The organism is Azoarcus sp. L1K30 (genome assembly GCF_018122735.1).
GTDB lineage: Bacteria > Pseudomonadota > Gammaproteobacteria > Burkholderiales > Rhodocyclaceae > Parazoarcus.
The window spans coordinates 48,925-69,337 of record NZ_JAGRRD010000001.1 but is presented as its reverse complement, the minus strand read 5'-3'; the positions used below and the strand labels follow the sequence as shown (position 1 = coordinate 69,337).

Genomic DNA, 20,413 nt, shown 5'->3' with positions numbered 1-20,413 from the left:
CCCGTCTGTCCGCCCGCTCAACTCTCTCTCCACAGCGACATTGCCCATGCCAAGCCAGCACCTCGATGACGCCACGCAGCCACCAACCGGTCAGCGCCCCCGTGTTCTGTTCTACGTGCGGACAAATGATCGGGAAGGACTGAATGCTGCGATCGCCTTGGTCGCGGACCCTCGGCTCGAAGCACGTGCCATCATCATTGCGGACAAGCATGAGGTTCGCGCCAACACCATCGAGGGAATTCGGTGGGAGACGGCCACGGATGCGCCCCGCTCGGTACAGTTTATTGATTCGCTCACTCACCAGCAGCCGCCGTTCTCGGTCGAAATGGCCGACATCGTTTGCCGCCTCGATTACGGCAGTGACACGCTTGGAACAATCGACCGCAAGGTCCTCAACAAGCATGCGAGTGCTTTCCTCGAACCCGAGCGGTTTCTCGCAGCGGTAAGTGCTTTTGTCGGCAATCCGCAACTCGGCATGGCATTTCCCGCTGGCTTGCCGCGCCAAACGCTCGGCAGGCTTGTCGATGCATCGCTCGCCGGCAAACTCGCGCAAGTGCTTGCGTTGCCAAAAGAAGCAGTGGCCGAGGCAAACTATTTCGCCCACACGATCGCGCTTGTGCGCAGCTCGCTGGTCAAGTCGATCCATGAACGATATCTGGGTTCAGCTGCCCCGTTCGCTGGCACGAAAACACCGGAAGCACTCGAAATCGGTCTGACGGCGGTCTGTGCCGCCTTTGGACTGGAAGTAGCCGATCTGACGCCGGGGCCGCGTCCCCTGCGCGCGGAGACCCTCGCCACCTACGCCAGGCAACTGTTGCAGCAACCGCTGTCGGACACCCGCAGTCCGCACTGGCGCCCGTTGTCCAGACGCGACGACCTTCCGCCCGAACCACCGGTCAAATTCCTCGCCTACTACCTGCCCCAGTTCCATGCCATTCCCGAGAACGACCAATGGTGGGGCAAGGGGTTCACCGAATGGACCAATGTCGCCAAGGCTGTCCCCCGCTTCATCGGCCACCACCAACCGCGGCTTCCTCACGAGCTCGGCCACTACGACCTGAACACACCGGGCATCATGCGCCGTCAGATCGAGCTGGCACGCGCACACGGGATTGCCGGGTTCTGCTTTTACTACTACTGGTTCAACGGTCGTACCCTGCTCGAAGCGCCGCTGCGACAATTTCTGGCTGACAGCACGCTGGAAATGCCGTTTTGCCTGTGCTGGGCCAACGAAAACTGGACACGCCGCTGGGATGGACAGGAGCAGGAAGTCCTGATTGCCCAATCGCACTCGCCCCGAGACGACATTGCCTTTCTGCGCCACATCCAGCCCTATCTCGCAGATCCGCGCTATATCCGGGTCGATGGCAAGCCAATGTTGCTTGTCTATCGCGCGAGTCTGCTCGACGATGCCAAGGCGACGGCGATGCGGTGGCGCAAAGAGGCCAAGGCGCTTGGCATCGGCGATCTCCATCTGGTCGCGGTATGTTCCTTCGACATCGACGACCCGAGGCCTTTCGGTTTTGATGCGGCGGTCGGCTTTCCGCCTCATCAACTCCGCAACATGCCGCCAATCAACGGCGAACTCGACATGGTCGATCCCGGCTTCAGCGGTGAGATTCTCGACTATCGGGACACCGTGCTCGCGACCTCCCTGGCCGAATTCGGTGACGACAAACCCCGCCCATTCGCCTATTTCCCGGGGGTCATGACTGGCTGGGACAACGACGCCCGCCGACCAGGCCGCGGACGAATTTTCCATCATGCGACACCTGCAAGGTATGCCACATGGTTGCGCCTCGCAGCCAATCAGGCGCTGCGCCACAACCCGCCCGGGTTGCGCTATGTGTTCATCAATGCCTGGAACGAATGGGCCGAAGGCGCCCATCTCGAACCTGACCGCCACGTCGGCTATGGATATCTCGCTGCCACAGCCGACACCCTGCGTACCCTCGCCACAAGCGAATCGACATTGCCGCCACAGCTTGGTAGCGCATCCGCTGCATTGCGCTATCTGCCCGAAGGGCTGGTACAGCCGCGCAACCGTGCCGAAATCGAACTGGTTCGTACGGCACTGGCACGCTTGACCAAACCGCGCCTTCAGGTCGTGCTGTGGTCCGAATCGCTTGATTCCGATACGCTCGACACGCTTCAGACGCTCGCCGAGCAGTGCCTCCAACCCGACGCCGTAACTCTGGTCTGTGTGGATGCGATTCCATCCCACTGGATCAATGGATCCAAGGTCGAGCATCGGACACCGACCCGGTGGGACAACGACCTGCGATGCATCGCTACTGAAACCGACGCGGACTGGATCCTTCCGCTCGTCGCGGGCGATCGCCTCTTCCCCCATACCTTGCTCACACTTGCGCTGGCACTCGCACAGCGCCCCAATGCCGGCCTTCTGAGTTGCGATGCACTGGTACACACCGGCGACGAAACACGCTCTACCGTGCGCCTTTGGCCAACACCCACGCTCGAAACCCTGCGTTGCAGGGTCGATCAACCGGATGTTCTCGCCGTAAGGGCGACGTTGCTCGCACGCGTGCCCAGCGATACTCCATCGCATTCCTTCCTCCCCGCCCTTCGTCTCGTTGCCATCGAAATGGGCGCCGAGCAAATGGCGCACGTGCAGGAAGTCCTGCTGTGGCGCGACCGCAGCCGTCATCCCGCCTCAAGGGGCGACGCCAATATGCTGGCGGCTGCGCATCGGGAGGCCGTGGATGCGCATTTCGCCCGTCTCTCGATGACAACCACGCTGATTCCGTTGACGGTCGTTCCGGGCCTTCAGGTGCACTACCCGCCCGCCGAAAATGTTCGCGTGTCCGTCATCATTCCCACCCGTGATCAGCCCGACATCCTGAAACGCTGCGTCGAATCGGTGTTCGAGAATACCGCCTGGCCCCACTTCGAATTGATCATCGTCGATGACGGCGGCAGTGACGCCGCCGCACGCGCGCTGATCGGGGGCCTCGAAGCGATCGATCCGGCGCGGTTCCGGACCGTTCGCTTCGAGGGCGCCTTCAATTTCGCTGCGCTGTGCAATGCAGGCGCCCGAGTCGCTACGGGGGACATGCTACTGTTCCTGAACGACGACACTGCGGCGCTTCATCGCGACTGGCTCGAGATCATGCTCGGCCTCGCCAGCCATCCCGATATCGGCGCGGTGGGTGCTCGCCTGGTGTTTCCCGACGGTCGTCTGCAACACGCTGGGGTCATGTTGGGCCTGTCCGGTGCCGCCGACATGCACGACACCGGCGCATCGATGGAGCACGAGGGCTGGAACGGCAACCTACAGCACACCCAGGAGGTTGGCGCGCTGACCGCGGCCTGCATGCTCGTGCCAAGAGCCGCATTCAATGCCATTGGTGGTTTTGACGAAGCCTACGACCTGGGCTATGCCGACTTCGACCTCTGCCAGCGCCTGCGCTTATCGGGTTACCGTCTGCTGTGGACGCCCCACGCGACACTGATGCACGACGCGGGCCACACACTCAAGACGCGTTTCACCACGGCGGAAACGTCACAATGGGCTGCGGCACGATTCACGGCCGCCCGGCAACGCTTTTTGCAGCGCTGGCACAGCGCAATCATCACCGACCCGGCCGGTCACCCTGCATTGAGTCTCGCCTCCAGGCATCTTCAGATTGAACCCCGCGCGGCCCTCGCGCCCGATCCGCTTTCCACACTCGGCCTGACAAGCGTCCTTGCATTGCCGGCCGACGCAGCCGGCTCGGGACACTACCGTGTCGTTCAGCCTGCCCAAGCTGCGCACGCCAATACGCTGGTCCGGACACGAATTGCCGCCGGCTACCCCACACCGGCAGAGATTGCCCGCCTCGGCATCGACACGCTGCACACCCAGCGCCAGGTCGACGACGCCCAACTCCTTGCGCTCACCGAATTGCGGTCGATCCTGCCGCTTCGGGTCGTCATGGATTTCGACGATCTCCTGATGGAACTGCCGAGCAGCAACATCCACGCTCGGGACGTGTGGCCCGACATAAGCCGTCGCGTCCGCGACGCGTGCCGACTGTCGGATACGGTGACGGTTTCCACCCCTGCGCTGGCGGATGCCTTTCGCGGCCTGCATGATGACGTGCGCTGCGTGCCCAACGTCCTCGACCCCGAGCTTTGGCTGCCTCATGCAAGGTCGGGGCGCTTGCCAAGCGCCCGACTGAGGGTCGGCTGGGCAGGCGGCGTCAGCCATGCCGGCGATCTCGCTGTCATTCGTGACGTCGTGGCGGCGACAGCAGACAAGGTCGACTGGGTCTTCTTCGGCATGTGTCTCGAGGACATCAAGCCTCACTTGGCGGAGTTCCACACTGGCGTCAAGTTCGCCGATTATCCGGCAAGCCTGGCGGCACTCGATCTCGACCTCGCAGTTGCCCCACTCGAGCTGAATCGCTTCAACGAATGCAAGAGCAATTTGCGCCTGCTCGAGTACGGTGCAGTCGGCGTACCGGTGATCGCGACCGACATCGTGCCCTACCAATGCGGGCTTCCCGTCACACTGCTTCCAAACACCGCCTCACGATGGGTTTCCGCCATTGTTGAACGGCTTGGCGAACGCGACGCGCTCAAACGGGAGGGCGATGCGCTGCGGGCGACCGTTTTGCGGGATTGGAGCAGCCCGCTCCAGCTCACCGAATGGGTCAACTCGTGGGCTGCACAGGCTTGAGCGAATCCAGCCGACTGCGTTGCGCATATTGCCGGGTGAGGCGCACCTGAACTGATAAATTGCCGCCCTGCCGGCAAACGGCTGCCGGCGCCCGGACCCACGCCGGCAAGACTTGCCGGCAGCACCCAAGAAAACCACATAAAAACTTGAAATAGAAAGAAAAATACTACCTGGCACGCATCTCGCTTTATCAGCCTCAGAAGGCTCGGAGACCGGAACGATTTTCCTCATATCCAGCCGGTCCGAGCAACCTCCGAACCTGATTGAAGGAGATGCAAAAATGGCACAGGTAATCAACACCAACGTTGCATCGCTCAACGCGCAACGCAACCTCAATGTTTCGCAGAACTCGCTATCGACGTCGCTGCAACGGCTGTCCTCCGGGCTGCGCATCAATAGCGCAAAAGACGATGCAGCCGGCCTCGCGATCTCCGAACGCTTCACTTCGCAGATCCGTGGTCTCGACCAGGCCCGCCGCAATGCGAATGACGGCATCTCCCTGTCGCAGACGGCAGAATCCGCCCTTCAGTCAACAGGTGACATTCTGCAGCGTATCCGCGAACTTGCCGTGCAGTCGGCCAACGCGACGAACTCGGCTGGCGACCGTGCCGCAATCAATTCCGAGGTTCAGCAGCTGACCCAAGAGCTGCAGCGCATCTCCACCAATACGGAATTCAACGGCCAGAAGCTGCTCGACGGCTCCTTCACTTCCGCACAGTTCCAGGTCGGCGCCAACGCAAACCAGACCATCACCGCCACATCGGGCAACTTCCAGACCGACGCCTACGGCAATTATCGTATCGGCGGTCTGGCGGCATCGACCAACTCGCCCAACGGCGTCGGCGACCTCGTTGTCGGCACCAGCAACGCCGATGGCAAGCTGACGACGGCCGGCGCGAACGGCAACACCTCCGTCGTTGCCGGCGACACCATCACCATCTCGAGCGCCCTGGGCAGCAAGAACATTACCTATGCTGCGGGCTCCAGCGCCGAGCAGATCGCCGCCAAGATCAATCAGGCCGAAACCGGCGTGAAAGCATCCGCAACGACGTCGTTCATTCTTGGTGCTGACGATGCGGGCGGCGGCGCGGCGGGTTTCCAGCAGACGGCCAGCTACACCTTCCTGCTTGCCAACGACGCGACCACAGGCGCAGATCCAAGCTCCTTCACCACCGTTGCGTTCTCGGTCGGCGGTACGTCATCGGGTACCGCGGCAGGCCAGGCGAGCCAGCTCAACGCCGCTGTGCAGGCATTCAACGACGTCTCGGGCAAGACCGGCTTCACCGCAAAGATCGTCGAAACCGATAACGGCGTATTCGGCATCCAGCTCACCAGCGAAGTGGGCAAGGATCTGCGAATCATGAACGATTCGGCCGCTGGCGCCAATCTCGCGATCGAGGACGTCTCGGTACTCGACGGCGACACCACCACCACGAGCACGATGGCCACGACGCTGACGGCCGCCGGCAACACAGGCACATGGACACCCGCCAGCGGCGCCTGGATCACGGGCCAGGTGATCCTCGACTCCGACAAATCGTTCGCGCTGAGCACAACCAACGGAACCGACATCACGACTGCAGCCGGCACCTTCGGCGGGCAGCTGCAAAGTGTCGACAAACTCGACGTCAGCACTGTGGAATCGTCCAACCGCACCTTGGCCATGGTCGACTCGGCACTCGCTGCGGTCAGCTCCCAACGCGCCCGCTATGGCGCGCTGCAATCACGGTTCGAGAGCACGATCACAAACCTGCAAAGCACCTCGGAAAACCTGTCGGCCTCGCGCTCACGCATCAAGGACGCAGACTTTGCCGCTGAAACGGCCAATCTGACCCGCGCGCAGATCCTGCAGCAGGCAGGCACGGCGATGCTCGCCCAGGCCAACCAGCTACCGCAGCAGGTGCTCCAGCTGCTCCAATAAAGCCTTTCCGAGTCTTGCCGTTAATGAAATCGGGGCTGCCATGTGCAGCCCCGAATGTTTTTCAAAACGCCTAAAGTTTTCTGGACGCGTGACGTTAATTGAGGCAAGAGCAAACGAATTGCTCGGTGCCAGCCCCGACAAGCGGACACCCTGGCGTGTGAACAACTAGCTGAACCAGGAGATCTATCATGGCCCAAGTCATCAACACCAACGTTGCCTCGCTCAATGCGCAACGTAACCTGAACACAACGGCGAGCTCTCTGCAGCAGTCGCTCACCCGCCTGTCGTCCGGTCTTCGCATCAACAGCGCCAAGGACGACGCCGCCGGCCTCGCGATTTCGGAGCGCTTCACCGCCCAGATCCGCGGTCTCGATCAAGCTCGCCGCAACGCCAACGACGGTATTTCGCTGTCGCAGACTGCTGAATCGGCACTGCAATCGTCCGGCGACATCCTCCAGCGTATCCGCGAACTCGCAGTGCAGTCGGCCAACGCTACCAACTCGTCCGGTGACCGTGCAGCAATCAACTCTGAAGTGCAGCAGCTGACGCAAGAGCTGCAGCGCATCTCGACAAACACCGAGTTCAACGGCCAGAAGCTGCTTGACGGCTCCTTCACCTCGGCGCAGTTCCAGGTCGGTTCCAATGCCAACCAGACCATCACCGCGACATCGGGCAACTTCCAGACCAACGCATACGGCAACTACCGCATCGGCGGCCTCGCAGCGTCGACCAACTCGCCCAATGGTGTCGGCGACCTCGTGGTCGGCACCGCCAACGCGGACGGCAAACTGACAACCGCCGGCGCTGACGGCAACACCTCGGTCATTGCGGGTGACACGATCACCATCTCCAGCAGCCTGGGCAGCAAGGACATCACCTATGCTGCCGGCTCCAGTGCGGAGCAGATCGCCGCCAAGATCAACCAGGCCGAAACCGGCGTGAAGGCAACGGCAACGACCTCCTTCATCCTGGGTGCGGACGACGCTGGCAGCGGTGCAGCCGGCTTCCAGCAAAGTACCAGCTACTCCTTCCTGATCGCCACGGACACGACCACCGGCGCAGATCCGACCTCCTTCACCACGGTATCGTTCTCGGTGGGTGGCACCGCGTCCGGCTCGGCAGCGGGACAGGCCAGCCAGCTCAATGCCGCCGTGCAGGCTTTCAACGACGTCTCCGGCAAGACCGGCTTCACGGCCAAGATCGTTGAAACCGACAACGGTCAGTTCGGTATCCAGCTGACCAGCGAAGCAGGCAAGGACGTGCGGATCATGAACGACTCGGCTTCGGGCGCAGACCTGACGATCGAAGACGTCACAGTCCTCGACGGAGACCAGACCACCGCAAGTACGCTGTCGTCAACACTCACCGCGGCGGGCAACACCGGCGCATGGGCTGCCGCCAACGGCGCGTGGGTCTCGGGCCAGGTGATTCTCGACTCGGACAAGTCCTTCACGCTGACCACCGGGAACGCAACCGATATCACTACCGCATCCGGCACCTACGGCGGCCAACTGCAAGCCATCGACAAGCTTGACGTGAGCACGGTGGAGTCGTCGAACCGCACCTTGGCGATGGTCGACTCCGCACTGGCAGCGGTCAACTCGCAACGCGCACGTTACGGCGCCTTGCAGTCCCGCTTCGAGAGCACGATCAGCAACCTGCAGGCGACCTCCGAGAACCTGTCGGCATCGCGTTCGCGGATTCGCGACACGGACTTCGCAGCCGAGACCTCGAATCTGACCCGTGCGCAGATCCTGCAGCAAGCCGGTACGGCAATGCTCGCACAGGCCAACGCCTTGCCGCAGAACGTGCTTTCGCTGCTCGGCTAAGCGGAGTAGCCTAACGTAATGTGCGCGGCGCGACGTTCGCAAGAGCATCGCGCCGCATTCTCTTGAGGGAGACAATCATGAGTATCTCCGTTGTAAACAGCTCGCTGCCGCCGGCAATGCCGACCAGCGCTCGTCCACCAGGCACGGCGGATACGCCTGTCGCCGGGCAGGGGCCGGGTCAGGAGATCCAAGTGCAACCGGGTGCGGAGGGCACCGCGCCCGTCGCATCGAGTGTGGAAGCCTCCACTTCGGCTGATCAGTCCAAACCCCGGATGTCCTCGTCTCTTGAGGATGTCCAGCGGGCCATGGAGGAAGTGAGAAATGCAATCACTCCCGTGGCACAGGATTTGCTTTTTTCGATAGACGAGGACACCGGCAAGACCATCGTGAAAGTGGTGGACGCCAGTACCGACGAAGTCATTCGGCAAATCCCCTCGGAAGAGATCATTACCATCGCGAAGGCACTGGACAACTTGCAGGGATTGTTGCTGCAACAGAAGGCCTGAGCAGTCACACGTTCAGCAGGAGAACGAAATGGCCGGCATCACCGCAACGGGCGTAGGCTCAGGACTGGACATCGAATCGCTGGTCAGCCAGCTGATGACGATCGAAAGCCGCCCACTGAGCATTCTCGCGAACAAAGAGGCGAGTTATCAGGCGAAACTTTCCGGATACGGCCAGATCAAGAGCGCGCTCTCCTCGCTGCAAACCGCCACGAAGGCGCTGGGCAAGACCGACACCTTCACGGCCGCCAAGGCGGCGGTGTCCGGAGAAGGTTTTTCAGCCAGTCCGAGTGCAGGTGCCGCGTCCGGCAGCTACAGCGTCGAAGTCATGCAGATGGCAAAGATCCAGCGCGTGTCCACCCCGACGGATAGCACCTTCGTTCCGTCCGCCGGCAAGATCACCATCGATTACGGCACAGTCACCGATTCCGGTGGGTCGAACGTCTTCGTAGACGACGTTCCCGCCCGAACCGCTTCGCTCGAGTTCGAAGGCAGTACGCTTGAAGAACTGCGCGATGCGATCAACGGCAATTCCACGCTGGGCATCAAAGCCAGCATCGTGAACAATGGCACCGAGGATCAGCTGGTGCTGAGCGGCACCAAGACCGGTGCCAACATGGCATTCAAGATCACCGGCGAAGGCGGCCTCGCCGACCTCAGCTACGATCCTGCGGCGACACCCGCTCCGAGTGACACCATGTACTCCGTGCAAACCGCACAGGATGCACGGATCAAGGTCGACGGCATCGAACTCACTCGTGGCAAGAACGACATCGCGGACGTGATCGACGGCGTCACGCTGACGCTCACCAACGAACCGAGCGGCACGGTAAGCAGCCTCAAAGGCACGGTCACCATTTCTTCGGATCAGAGTGCGGCAAAAACTGCCGTGGAAGCATTCGTCAAGGCATACAACGATGTTGCCGACACACTGAAGAATCTGACCGCATACAACACCGACACCAAGACGGCATCGACACTGACGGGCGACTCGACCGCGCGCAGCATCCAGACCCAGTTGCGAGCAGGATTGGGCGCCGCGTTTTCCGGCTTCGGCTCGGTGAGTACGCTATCTCAGGTCGGCATCAGCTTCGCCAAGGACGGAACACTCAGCTTCGACAACAGCAAACTCTCAAAGGCGATGAACGATCCTGAATCGGGCGTCGCATCTCTCTTTGCCGGAAAAGACGGTGTCGATGGCTTTGCGGCAACGTTCAGTTCACGCCTCGACAACTTTCTCGATAGCGACGGCGTGCTCGCGAGCCGGACCGAAGGCATCAATTCCACGATCAAGTCGATCACGAAACAGTACGACACGCTGGAAACTCGGCTTACCGCAACGGAAGCGAGATATCGCGCCCAATTCACCAAGCTAGACTCGTTACTCTCCAGCCTGAACGACACCAGCACCTATCTGACGCAGCAATTCTCGACCAAATCGTCGAATAATTAAGGACGGCGACTCTCATGTTCGGAACCTCCTATGCCAATCGAGCATCGGCCTACGCCAGGGTCAGCACAGAGACCAGCGTCGAGTCCGCGACGCCGCACAAGCTGATTCTCATGCTGTATGACGGCGCCCTGCTGTCGTTGCGCACAGCTGCAGCCGCCATGCGAAACAAGGACATCCCCACCAAGGGAGCCGCCATTTCGAAGGCAATCGACATCATCACCAACGGACTGAAAGTCAGCCTCGATCTCGAGGCCGGGGGAGAGATCGCTGGCCGTCTCGACGCACTGTACGAATACATGGCAGAGCGACTGCTCTACGCCAACCTTCACAACAATGAAGCGGCGCTCGACGAAGTTTGCGGACTATTGGGCAGCATCAGGGAGGCCTGGGAGGGAATCGCCAACCAGGTGACACCCTGACGGAGCGGGCAATGTTGACACTGGAAGCGAGCAACCAACTGCTGAGTGCGTATGAGGCAATGGCCCTCGCAGCGCAGCAGAACGACTGGGACCGCCTTGCAGAGTTGGGTCGCACGGCGGAAGAGATCCGGAGGGCGGCGCAAAGGGCGGCCGTACCCGTCGATCAATCGCCCGTGAACATGGAGCAGATTGCCAAAACGGTAAGCCGCATCCTTGAACTCGACCAGGAAATCCGGATCCACGCAGAACCGGCGCTGGAGAGTACACGCAAGCTGCTTTCCGGAGCCGTACGGGACAACGCAGTCCGTAACGCGTACGGCAATTCGGGCCTGTAACGACCACCGCCGGCGATCACAAGGGGGACGACTCACATGATCCCTGCCGACCTCGCCGCCCGCCTCCGCCTGCTCAACGAAGCAAGCTTTTTCAATACCGAACCGCCAGTAGCGGGCCTTCAACGTGCGCGCGAGATCCAGGCGCAACTGCCCGAACTCATCCCGGGGCAGCGTTTCTTCGCCACTTTGCAGCGCACCCTGCCCGATGGCACCTTCCAGGCGCTCGTTGCCGGCAAGCAGGTCACGCTGGCGCTCAACACCTCGGCAAAATCGGGGGACACGCTCGAACTGATCGTCTCCGAGACCACGCCGAAGGCCGTATTCGCGCGCCTGGCCAACCCCGAAACCGCCCAGGGCAATAGCTCCGCGCCATCCACACTGAGCCAGACGGGCAAGCTGATCAGCTTTCTGCTGACCGGCCAGCCGGCCTCCAAACCGGTACCGTTGGCCAACAACCAGCCCCTGCTTGCCTCGCCGCCGGCAAACGGTGCCGCGCTGGTACCGGTGTTGCGCCAAGCCGTGGCGCAGAGCGGCCTGTTCTATGAATCGCACCAGGCAAAATGGCTGTCGGGTCTGACCGACCTGCCCGCACTTCAGCGCGAACCGCAGGCCCAGTTCGGTGCCCAGATCGCGCAACTCGCCCAGCGCACAGCCTCCGGTGCAGCGTCGTCTCCAGCGCCTCCGTCGAACCCCGCAGCGCCAGGCTCGGCGGCCCCGGTGCCGGGTGCCGCCACGGGCAGCGAGAGTTCAAGAAGCGCTGGTTCGATACTCAATGCCGAGACGAGCGCGGTCAAGACCGCACCGATCCCGGAGCGAACGCTCAACGTCGTGCACCAGCAACTCGACGCGCTGGCGACCCAGCAATATGTATGGCATGGCTTCGCCTGGCCGGGACAGAAGATCGAGTGGATCGTCGAAGATCCGCGCGACGAGGGTGGCGGCAGCGAAGGCGACGAACTGGCTGAGTGGAATACCACGCTGCGCCTCACACTGCCTCGCCTCGGCGGCATGGAAGCGCAGTTGCACCTTACGCCGGCGGGCGTCGCCGTGCGCCTGCGTGCCGACGACCCCGAAGCCATCAAGGCGCTCGAAGCCGGCCAGGCTGGCTTGGCAGAAGCCCTCGAAGCCGTCGCCGTACCACTCACCGGCATGGTCGTGGAGCAACGCAATGGCGATGGATGACACGCCCTCGCGGGGAGAAGCCGTTGCGCTCACCTATTCGTCGGGTGACGGTGCCCCGCGCGTCGTTGCCAAGGGACGCGGGCTGATCGCGCAGGAGATCATCGAGCGCGCGCGCGAAGCCGGCGTCTATGTGCACGAATCCCCGGAACTGGTTTCGCTGCTGATGCAGGTCGATCTCGACACCCATATCCCGCCTCAACTCTATGTCGCCGTCGCCGAACTGCTAGCGTGGCTATACAAAGTGGAACAGGGCACAGAACAGGTCGACCGACCCGCCGCGCTCGATGGACTGACGAGAAAACCGGCGGCACGGCAAGCCTGAACAGGGCTTCCCGTCTGCCCTCTGTTCAAGGTCAATGCGCGTGCAGAGGACTCATGCTATAAGGTCTGTTCAGAATCGACCACATCTCAGCACCAGATTGCATGTCCACCGATAACGAACAGACCCGGATCGAGCTCATCCGCTCGGACGACGAAGAAAAGTACCTGCTGCAGAGCCCTCGCGAAATTCGCCACCTGCTCGCCAGCATCGTCTCCGGCCGCGCGCTGATCACCGCACAGATCCATCCCGGCAACCAGTCCTTTCTGACGGCGCTGGTGGGTCTCGTCGATGACGACCAGGCCCTGTTGCTTGACGGCAGTACCGAAGAATCGATCAACAGCCGTATAGAGTCTGCCGTGCAGATCACCTGCATCACCCAGTTGCAGAACATCCGCATCCAGTTCAACGTCGACACGCCAGCACGTACCGAATTCGAAGGACGTCCCGCCTTTCGCGCGCTGTTGCCGACAGCCGTCCTCAGGTTGCAACGGCGCGAGTTCTACCGCCTGCAGACGCCGGTCACCGAGTCGGTCGTGTGCGCGATTCCCGATATCGGCGGATCCACGGTGCGGCCGGCCGAAGTGCGCATCATCGACATCAGCAGCGGCGGGATCGCCGTCGCCGTACCACCGTCCAACTTCAACTTCGAACCGCACATGGAGTTTTCCGGGTGTACGCTGCGTTTGCCCGATGCCGAGCCCATCAACACCCGTCTCGTGGTGAAGAACCTGTTCCGCCTGGTCAACCGCAACGGCATCGAGATGATGCGGGCAGGTTGCCAGTTTCTCGATCTGCCGCGCAATGCCGACAACATCATCCAGCGCTACATCCTCAAGATCGAGCGCACGCGCAACGCGCGCGAGCGTGGCAACTACTGAGCCCGCATGCGGATGACAGCCCACTGCGCCACGGCCTGCACGCAGCTTGCGCCAATTGTGGCACGGCCCGTGCTATAAGAATCTCCATCCAAACCGACACACCTCCCTTCTACGGAATGTCCGACAAGACCGAGCACCCGGCCATCGAGCAGCCGCAAACCGACAATCTCGAACAGTACCTGCTCTTCGGGCGTCGGCAGATCCGGCAGTTGCTACAAGACCTGATCGACGGCCACTCGCTGATCAGCGCTCACATCTCGCCGGGCGGCGTGTCCTTCCTGACCGCGCTGATCACCCTGTCGGATGACGAGGAATGGGTTTTTTTCGATGTGGGCCCCAATGAGGCCATCAACCGCAAGGCGCAACAGGCCGAGCGCCTGATTTGCGTCACCCAGCTCAACAAGATCCGCATCCAGTTTTCGGTGGATTCGATCACTCTGATGCAAATCGACGGTACTCCAGCCTTCGCGGCACGCGTACCGGTCCAGATGGCACGCATGCAGCGGCGCGAGTTCTACCGCCTGCAGGTGCCGATAACGCACCAATTGAACTGCAGCCTGCGGTCAATTGGCTCCAGTGAAACGCCGATCGAAGTCCGCGTCATAGACATCAGCCCGGCGGGCATCGCGCTACAGGTACCGGAAGGCGACGCATCCTTCAATGTCGGGCAGATCCTCCCTGACTGCCGACTGGCGCTGCCCGACACTGATCCGGTCAGCATGCGACTGGAAGTCAGAAACGTCACCCTGCAGACACTACGCACCGGGATTCGCACCCAACGCGTCGGATGCCGCTTCGCGGACCTCCCACAGGCGGCGGACGTGAAGATCCAGCGCTACATTCTCAAGACCGAACGCGAACGCAGCGCGCGCGAACGCGGCGGGCTTTGACGCGGGCGCACAAAAAAAACGCCATCCGAAGGTGGCGTTTTTTCTTGATGATCCCGGTGCCAAGCACCGCTACACCGGCATGTTCATGATGTCCTGATACGCGGTCACCAGACGGTTGCGCACCTGCACCATCTGCTGGAAAGACAGGTTGGCCTTCTGCAGGTTCACCATCACGTCCTGCAAGTTGACATTGGGGTCGCCCGCGCTGAAATCCTGCGCCATCGAGCGCGCCTCCTGCTGCGCGGCGCTGACATCTTTCAGAGCGTTGTTGAGCACATCGGAGAAGTTGACGCCGCCCGCAGGCTCACCGCCCTGAACAGGTTTGTTCTGGGCAGTCTGAGACACCGAGCGCAGCTCGGACAGCATTTGATCAATTCCGCGGGTATCCATGATTACTCCCCCGGCTTCGGGTTACCTTGGTTCTGAGAATAGCAGAGCAAAGCCCATGCCACCACCCGTTCCTGCCTGACCGATCAAGCTCCGCCGACCGGCTCAGGCTGTCCCAATGCCAAAGTGCGACCGGTCCCGCTCACACGTCGTAGCCTTCGTCCCTGTATTGCTGCAGCTTGTAGCGCAAGGTGCGTTCCGAAATGCCCAGCTTCTCGACCGTTTTCTTGCGCGACCCACCCATCTCGCGCAGGGTGCCAAGAATGTGCTCCCGCTCCAGGTCCTTCATGTTTGCCGGCCGCAGCGTGTTATCCGCTGCCGGCGATGCGGTAAAACCGGCAAAACTTGCCGCTGGATTGCCGGTCATTGCCGGTTCGCCTGGCTGCTGACCGACGACGTGTGCCGCCGGCGCAGGCTGCATGGGCGGCGCGGTCATGACGGGGGCGACATTCGGCGCCGTGGCAACACCCTCGCCCGTCCAGTGCGGGAGGCACAGGCGGATGGTCTCCGCGCTCACCGTGTCGCCCGCAGTCAGGATCAGCGCACGGTGCGAGGTGTTCTCGAGTTCGCGCACATTGCCCGGCCAGCCGTAGCGCTGCAACAGCACTTCAGCCTCAGGCGAGAAGCGTGCCTGCCGCCCGGCGCGCTGGGCATGACGGCTCAGGAAATGCCGCGCCAGCGCCACAATGTCGCCAGGACGTTCGCGCAACGCTGGGATGGCCAGCGGAAACACGTTCAGGCGGTAGTACAAGTCTTCGCGGAAGCGCCCGCCGCCGATCTCCTTGAGCATGTCGCGGTTGCTCGTCGCCAGCACGCGGATGTCGAGCGGGATGGGCTTCTTGCCCCCGACCCGCTCGACCTCGCGCTCCTGCAGCACGCGCAGCATCTTGGCCTGCAGTCCGAGGGGCATCTCGGAGATTTCGTCGAGCAGGATGGTCCCCCCCTGGGCCTGCTCGAACTTGCCCGGCTGCGCATTCTGCGCACCGGTGAATGCCCCTTTTTCGTAGCCGAACAAGGTCGCCTCGAGCAGGTTCTCCGGAATCGCCGCGCAGTTGATGGCGACGAATGCCGCCTTCGCGCGCGGCGAATGGTGGTGGATGTAGCGCGCGAACACCTCCTTGCCGGTGCCGGACTCGCCGGTCAGCAGCACGGTGGCGTCGGTCTCCGCCACGCGTGCCGCCAGTGCCAGCAGATTGCGCGTATGCGGGTCCTCGGCCACGGTGTCTTCGGCATCGGGCTGCACCGCGGCATAGCGACGCACGTTCTCGAGCAGGACCTCGGGCTCGAATGGCTTCATCAGGAAATCGCAGGCGCCGCCGCGCATCGCTGCCACGGCCTTGTCCACGTCGCCGTAGGCCGTCATCAGCAGCACCGGCAATTGCGGCAGGCGGCTGCGGATCTCGCCCAGCAACTGCAGTCCGTCCATGGGCTGCATGCGCAGGTCCGACACCACCAGATTGAATGACTGACGCTCGATCTCGGCCAGTGCCGACGGCCCACCATCGACGCCGGTCACGCCATGCCCGGCCATCTCCAGCGTAAAACACACCGCATCGCGCAGCGCGTCGTCGTCCTCGACCACGAGAATGTTCAGATGTTCGATCATGATGCTCAGGCTCCGCCCACACTGGCGCCGCCACCGGCGCCCAGGGGCAAGGTCAGGGTGAATGTCGTGCCCACGCCTGGCGTGGACGTCAATGCAATGTCGCCACCATGCCCGCGTGCCACGCCGCGCGCAATCGCAAGACCGAGCCCGGTGCCCTCGGCACGGGTCGTGAAGAAGGGGTCGAACAGCCGCGACTGCAGTTCGGGGGCGATACCGCGACCGGTGTCACTGACCACGAAGCGCACCTCCTCGCCTTGCTCGCCGGCACCGCGCACGACCTCGCAGGCCACTGTTCCGCCGGGCTCGGTGGCCTGGATGGCGTTCTCGAGCAGATTGGTCAAGGCGCCGCCCAGCGCCTTACGATCGCCGTGCACGGCAAGATCGCCGCATTCGCACCGGCTGGAGAACTCGATCTGGCGCGCACGCGCCAATGGTTCCAAGGTATGGGCCAGCTCCGCGGCCAGATCGCACACGCCGAAATCCTGCCGGCCAAGACTGTCGCCGCGCGCGAACAGCAGCATGTCACGGATCAGCCTTTCCAGGTAGCGCATGCGCTCGATAGCGCGCTCGGCCACCTTGGCGCGCTCGGCCGGCCCCAGTTCGGGCTGGCGCAGGTTACCGGTGTACAACAGCGCAGCCGCCAGCGGGGTGCGCAACTGATGCGCCAGCCCGGCCACCATCTCGCCCATGGCCGCCAGTCGCTCGTTGCGCTCTGCCGCCAGCCGCATGCGATGGGTCTCGGTCACATCGTGCAGCAGCAGGATGCGCTCCTCGCCCGACTCCAGCGCCGTCTCCGACACCGCCAGGCGCCGCGCGCCTTCCGGCCGTTCGATCACCAGTTCCCCTGGCGTTTCGGTCGCCTGCAGCGCACCGGCCACCGACTGCCATGATTTTCCGGCAAGGTCGGTGCCGAACTGGAGCTCCGCCGCACGATTGACCTGCACCACCTCACCGGCCCGATTGACCACCACCACGCCGGCGGGCAAGGCGCCCATCAGTACGGTCAGACGCTCGGTCAATTGCACCACCTGACCCTGCAACGCGTTGTAGGCGGTGGACAGCTCCTCCGATGCGCGGTTGAACAACGCAAAAGCCTCCGCCAACTGGGCGGCATCCAGCGGCGGCGCATTGTCCGATGGCGTGGCGGCACTTCCGGTAGTCGTCGGCATCATCTGCGCATGCTCCATGTTCACGACTGGCACTCTAAGTGCTGACTAGCGTAACGTAAGCGGCAAACAGGCGGCAAAAAATGCCGCTTATCGAGCGACGATGCTTGCCGCCCCCGGCGGACAATGCACACATCCATAAAAGGGCAGGCATCAGGGGTTTCACATGGCCACAGCAGACACCATCGCCGCGACGCCGACCAGCGCCTTCGGCGCGCGCTTGCAGCAGATCCAGCAGAACATCGCCGCGCTGTCGCAGCAGCAGAAGCTCGCCGCAGCCGCCGCGCTCGGGCTGGCCATCGCGCTCGTGGTCGGCGTGCTGATATGGAATCGCGCGCCCGACTACGCGGTGCTGTTCTCCAACCTTGAAGAGCGCGACGGCGGACAGGTCATCGCCGCGCTGCAGCAACAGAACGTCCCCTATCGTATGTCGGCGGACGGTCGCTCCATTCTCGTCTCGCAGGCCCAGGTGCACGACGTCCGCCTGCGTCTGGCCGCCGAAGGCCTGCCCAAGGGCGGCATGGTCGGCTTCGAGCTGATGGATACGCAGAAGCTCGGCGTGTCGCAGTTCAACGAGCAGATCAACTACCAGCGCGCGCTCGAAGGTGAGCTCTCGCGCACCGTGCAGTCCATTGCCTCGGTGTTGAGCGCCCGCGTTCACCTGGCCATGCCCAAGCAGACCGCTTTTCTGCGCGACGACCAGAAGCCCACGGCCTCGGTCATGGTCAAGCTGCGTGCCGGGCGCGTGCTCGACGCCACCCAGATCGCGGGCATCGTGCATCTGGTGTCCTCCAGTGTGCCGCGCATGAGCGAATCGGGCGTCAGCATCATCAACCAGAACGGCGAACTGCTCACCATGCAGTCCGACCCGCTGCGCCGCGCAGGCCTCGACCCCACCCAGCTCGAATATGTACACGAGGTCGAAGCCAGCTTCATCCGCCGCATCGAAACCATCGTCGAGCCGCTGGTCGGCAAGGGCAACTTCCGCGCCCAGGTCACCGCCGACGTCGATTTCAATCAGGTCGAGCAAACCGCCGAAACCTACAAGCCCAATCCGTCCCCCGATCAGGCCATTCGCAGCCAACAGACCACCGAGCAGATCGGCCGCGACCTGAGCCCGCAGGGCGTGCCGGGCGCCCTGAGCAACCAGCCGCCGGTCCCCGCCACGGCGCCGATCACGACCCCTGCGGTGGGCGGGCAGGCCACCGCAGCCGGTCAGACACCCACCAACACCAACCGCAGTGCGGTGCTCAACTACGAACTCGACCGCACCGTGCAGCACATCAAGCAGTCGTTGGGCCAGGTCAAGCGCCTGTCGGTCGCAGTCGTGGTGAACCATCGCTCGACCACGCTGCCTAATGGCGAAACCCAGGTCATTCCACCGACCGAGGACGACATCAACCGCATCACCAACCTGGTGCGCGAGGCCGTCGGCTACAACCAGGCGCGCGGTGATACGCTCAACGTTGCCAGCAGTCCGTTTGCCATCACCGACACGGCAGAACCGGCGCTACCGATCTGGAAAGATCCGGACATGCTCGACATGGGCAAGGAAGTGCTCAAGTACGTCGTCGTGCTGGCCGCGATCCTGTTCGCCTACTTCGCCGTCGTGCGCCCGCTGGTACGCAGCGTGGCCCCCCCGCCGGCCGAGGAAGAGGAGGAAGAAGCTGGCGCAGCGGAAGGCGAAGAGGGCGACGAGGATGCACTTGTCAGCCTGTCCGGCGACGGGGAGAGCTACGAAGAGCGCCTCGAACGCGCACGGGAACTGGCACGCACAGACCCGAGACTGGTGGCAAACCTCATCAAGGAATGGATGGGCGTCAATGAGGAGGCACGCAAGTGACGACACCCGAAGAAGGCACCGAAAAGGCCGCCCTGCTGCTGCTTACGCTGGGCCCGAACGAAGCATCCGAAGTGCTCAAGCATCTCGGTCCGCGCGAAGTGCAGCGCCTCGGCATGGCCATGGCCAGCATGCCTGCGCAGCCGCGCAGCAAGGTCGCCCCCATTCTGGAAGAACTCGACGCCCACTTCGGCAAGGGCTCGCCGATTCACGGCGACGAGGCACAGATTCGCGAAATGCTGACCAAGGCGCTCGGTGACGAACGCGCCGCGCACATCATCTCGCGCGTGCTGCAGGGCTCGGACACCGCCGGCATCGAGAGCCTGAAGTGGATGGACGCAGCCACCGCCGCCGATCTGATCAAGAACGAACACCCGCAGATCATCGCCACCATCCTGGTCCACCTCGAGTTCGACCAGGCCGGCGAGATCGTCAAACATTTCACCGACCGCCTGCGCAACGACGTCATGCTGCGCATCGCCACGCTGGACGGGGTACAGCCGACCGCGTTGCGGGAACTCAACGAAGCCCTTGCGCGCATGCTGTCCGGCGCCTCCACCACCAAGAAGGCCTCCATGGGCGGCGTGCGCCACGCTGCGGAGATTCTCAACTTTGTCGGCTCCGGCGCCGAAACCTCCGTCATCGACAACGTGCGCGACTACGACCCCGATCTGGCGCAGAAGATCCTCGACGAGATGTTCGTGTTCGAGAACCTGCTCGACATCGACGACCGCGGTATCCAGACCATCCTGCGCGAAGTGCAGTCCGACTCGCTCATCATTGCGCTCAAGGGTGCCGCGCCCGACCTGCGGGAGAAGATCTTCAAGAACATGTCGAGTCGCGCCGCCGACATGATGCGCGAGGACCTCGAAGCCAAGGGTCCGGTACGCCTGTCCGAAGTCGAAGCGGAGCAGAAGGAAATCCTCAAGATCGTTCGCCGCCTGGCCGAAGAGGGTCAGGTCATGATGGCGAGCAAGGGCGGCGACGATGGCTTCATCTAA

General features: G+C 62.8%; 16 protein-coding genes. 13 read left to right on the top strand and 3 right to left on the bottom strand.

Going from position 1 to position 20,413, the window contains the following annotated elements:
- Positions 1 to 46 precede the first annotated feature (46 nt).
- From J5J83_RS00280 to J5J83_RS00230, 11 genes are all read left to right on the top strand, one after another.
- The gene (locus tag J5J83_RS00280; protein WP_212343867.1) at positions 47 to 4,681 is read left to right on the top strand and encodes a glycoside hydrolase family 99-like domain-containing protein; all 4,635 of its coding nucleotides are present in this window, start codon (positions 47 to 49) and stop codon (positions 4,679 to 4,681) included.
- A gap of 280 nt (positions 4,682 to 4,961) precedes the next feature.
- Positions 4,962 to 6,602, top strand: a complete 1,641-nt coding sequence (locus tag J5J83_RS00275) for a flagellin (RefSeq protein WP_212343861.1) — start codon at positions 4,962 to 4,964, stop codon at positions 6,600 to 6,602.
- Positions 6,603 to 6,790: 188 nt separating this feature from the next.
- Positions 6,791 to 8,431, top strand: a complete 1,641-nt coding sequence (locus tag J5J83_RS00270; protein WP_212343859.1) for a flagellin — start codon at positions 6,791 to 6,793, stop codon at positions 8,429 to 8,431.
- Positions 8,432 to 8,508: 77 nt separating this feature from the next.
- Positions 8,509 to 8,937, top strand: coding sequence for a flagellar protein FlaG (locus J5J83_RS00265; RefSeq protein WP_249115562.1), 429 nt, complete (start codon positions 8,509 to 8,511; stop codon positions 8,935 to 8,937).
- Positions 8,938 to 8,965: 28 nt separating this feature from the next.
- On the top strand, positions 8,966 to 10,387 hold the full coding sequence (fliD, locus tag J5J83_RS00260) for a flagellar filament capping protein FliD (protein WP_212343857.1): 1,422 nt from the start codon (positions 8,966 to 8,968) through the stop codon (positions 10,385 to 10,387).
- A gap of 14 nt (positions 10,388 to 10,401) precedes the next feature.
- Positions 10,402 to 10,806: a flagellar export chaperone FliS gene (gene fliS, locus J5J83_RS00255; RefSeq protein WP_108948923.1), complete on the top strand. Its 405-nt coding sequence runs from the start codon at positions 10,402 to 10,404 to the stop codon at positions 10,804 to 10,806.
- Between the two features lie 11 nt (positions 10,807 to 10,817).
- Positions 10,818 to 11,141, top strand: coding sequence for a flagellar protein FliT (locus tag J5J83_RS00250; RefSeq protein ID WP_212343848.1), 324 nt, complete (start codon positions 10,818 to 10,820; stop codon positions 11,139 to 11,141).
- A 36-nt stretch (positions 11,142 to 11,177) separates the two neighbouring features.
- Positions 11,178 to 12,323, top strand: a complete 1,146-nt coding sequence (locus tag J5J83_RS00245) for a flagellar hook-length control protein FliK (protein WP_212343845.1) — start codon at positions 11,178 to 11,180, stop codon at positions 12,321 to 12,323.
- Positions 12,316 to 12,645, top strand: a complete 330-nt coding sequence (locus tag J5J83_RS00240) for an EscU/YscU/HrcU family type III secretion system export apparatus switch protein (protein ID WP_212352669.1) — start codon at positions 12,316 to 12,318, stop codon at positions 12,643 to 12,645. Before J5J83_RS00245 ends, J5J83_RS00240 begins: the two co-directional genes overlap by 8 nt.
- A 101-nt stretch (positions 12,646 to 12,746) precedes the next feature.
- Positions 12,747 to 13,523 (top strand): flagellar brake protein, encoded by a 777-nt coding sequence (locus J5J83_RS00235; protein WP_212343843.1) that lies wholly within the window; start codon positions 12,747 to 12,749, stop codon positions 13,521 to 13,523.
- A 116-nt stretch (positions 13,524 to 13,639) separates the two neighbouring features.
- The gene (locus tag J5J83_RS00230; RefSeq protein ID WP_212343841.1) at positions 13,640 to 14,413 is read left to right on the top strand and encodes a flagellar brake protein; all 774 of its coding nucleotides are present in this window, start codon (positions 13,640 to 13,642) and stop codon (positions 14,411 to 14,413) included.
- A 69-nt stretch (positions 14,414 to 14,482) separates the two neighbouring features.
- Here J5J83_RS00230 and fliE read toward each other — a convergent pair whose 3' ends face one another.
- The 3 genes from fliE to J5J83_RS00215 form a co-directional block, all read right to left on the bottom strand.
- Positions 14,483 to 14,803, bottom strand: coding sequence for a flagellar hook-basal body complex protein FliE (fliE, locus tag J5J83_RS00225; protein ID WP_212343839.1), 321 nt, complete (start codon positions 14,801 to 14,803; stop codon positions 14,483 to 14,485).
- 139 nt (positions 14,804 to 14,942) lie between these two features.
- Positions 14,943 to 16,406 (bottom strand): sigma-54 dependent transcriptional regulator, encoded by a 1,464-nt coding sequence (locus J5J83_RS00220; RefSeq protein ID WP_212343837.1) that lies wholly within the window; start codon positions 16,404 to 16,406, stop codon positions 14,943 to 14,945.
- Positions 16,407 to 16,411: 5 nt separating this feature from the next.
- The gene (locus J5J83_RS00215) at positions 16,412 to 17,578 is read right to left on the bottom strand and encodes an ATP-binding protein (RefSeq protein ID WP_212343835.1); all 1,167 of its coding nucleotides are present in this window, start codon (positions 17,576 to 17,578) and stop codon (positions 16,412 to 16,414) included.
- Between the two features lie 160 nt (positions 17,579 to 17,738).
- Between J5J83_RS00215 and fliF the strand changes: the two genes are divergently transcribed.
- A complete protein-coding gene (gene fliF / locus J5J83_RS00210; protein WP_212343833.1) occupies positions 17,739 to 19,415 on the top strand; it encodes a flagellar basal-body MS-ring/collar protein FliF in 1,677 nt (558 codons plus the stop codon).
- Positions 19,412 to 20,413, top strand: a complete 1,002-nt coding sequence (gene fliG, locus J5J83_RS00205; protein ID WP_212343831.1) for a flagellar motor switch protein FliG — start codon at positions 19,412 to 19,414, stop codon at positions 20,411 to 20,413. The genes fliF and fliG overlap by 4 nt, the downstream gene beginning before the upstream one ends.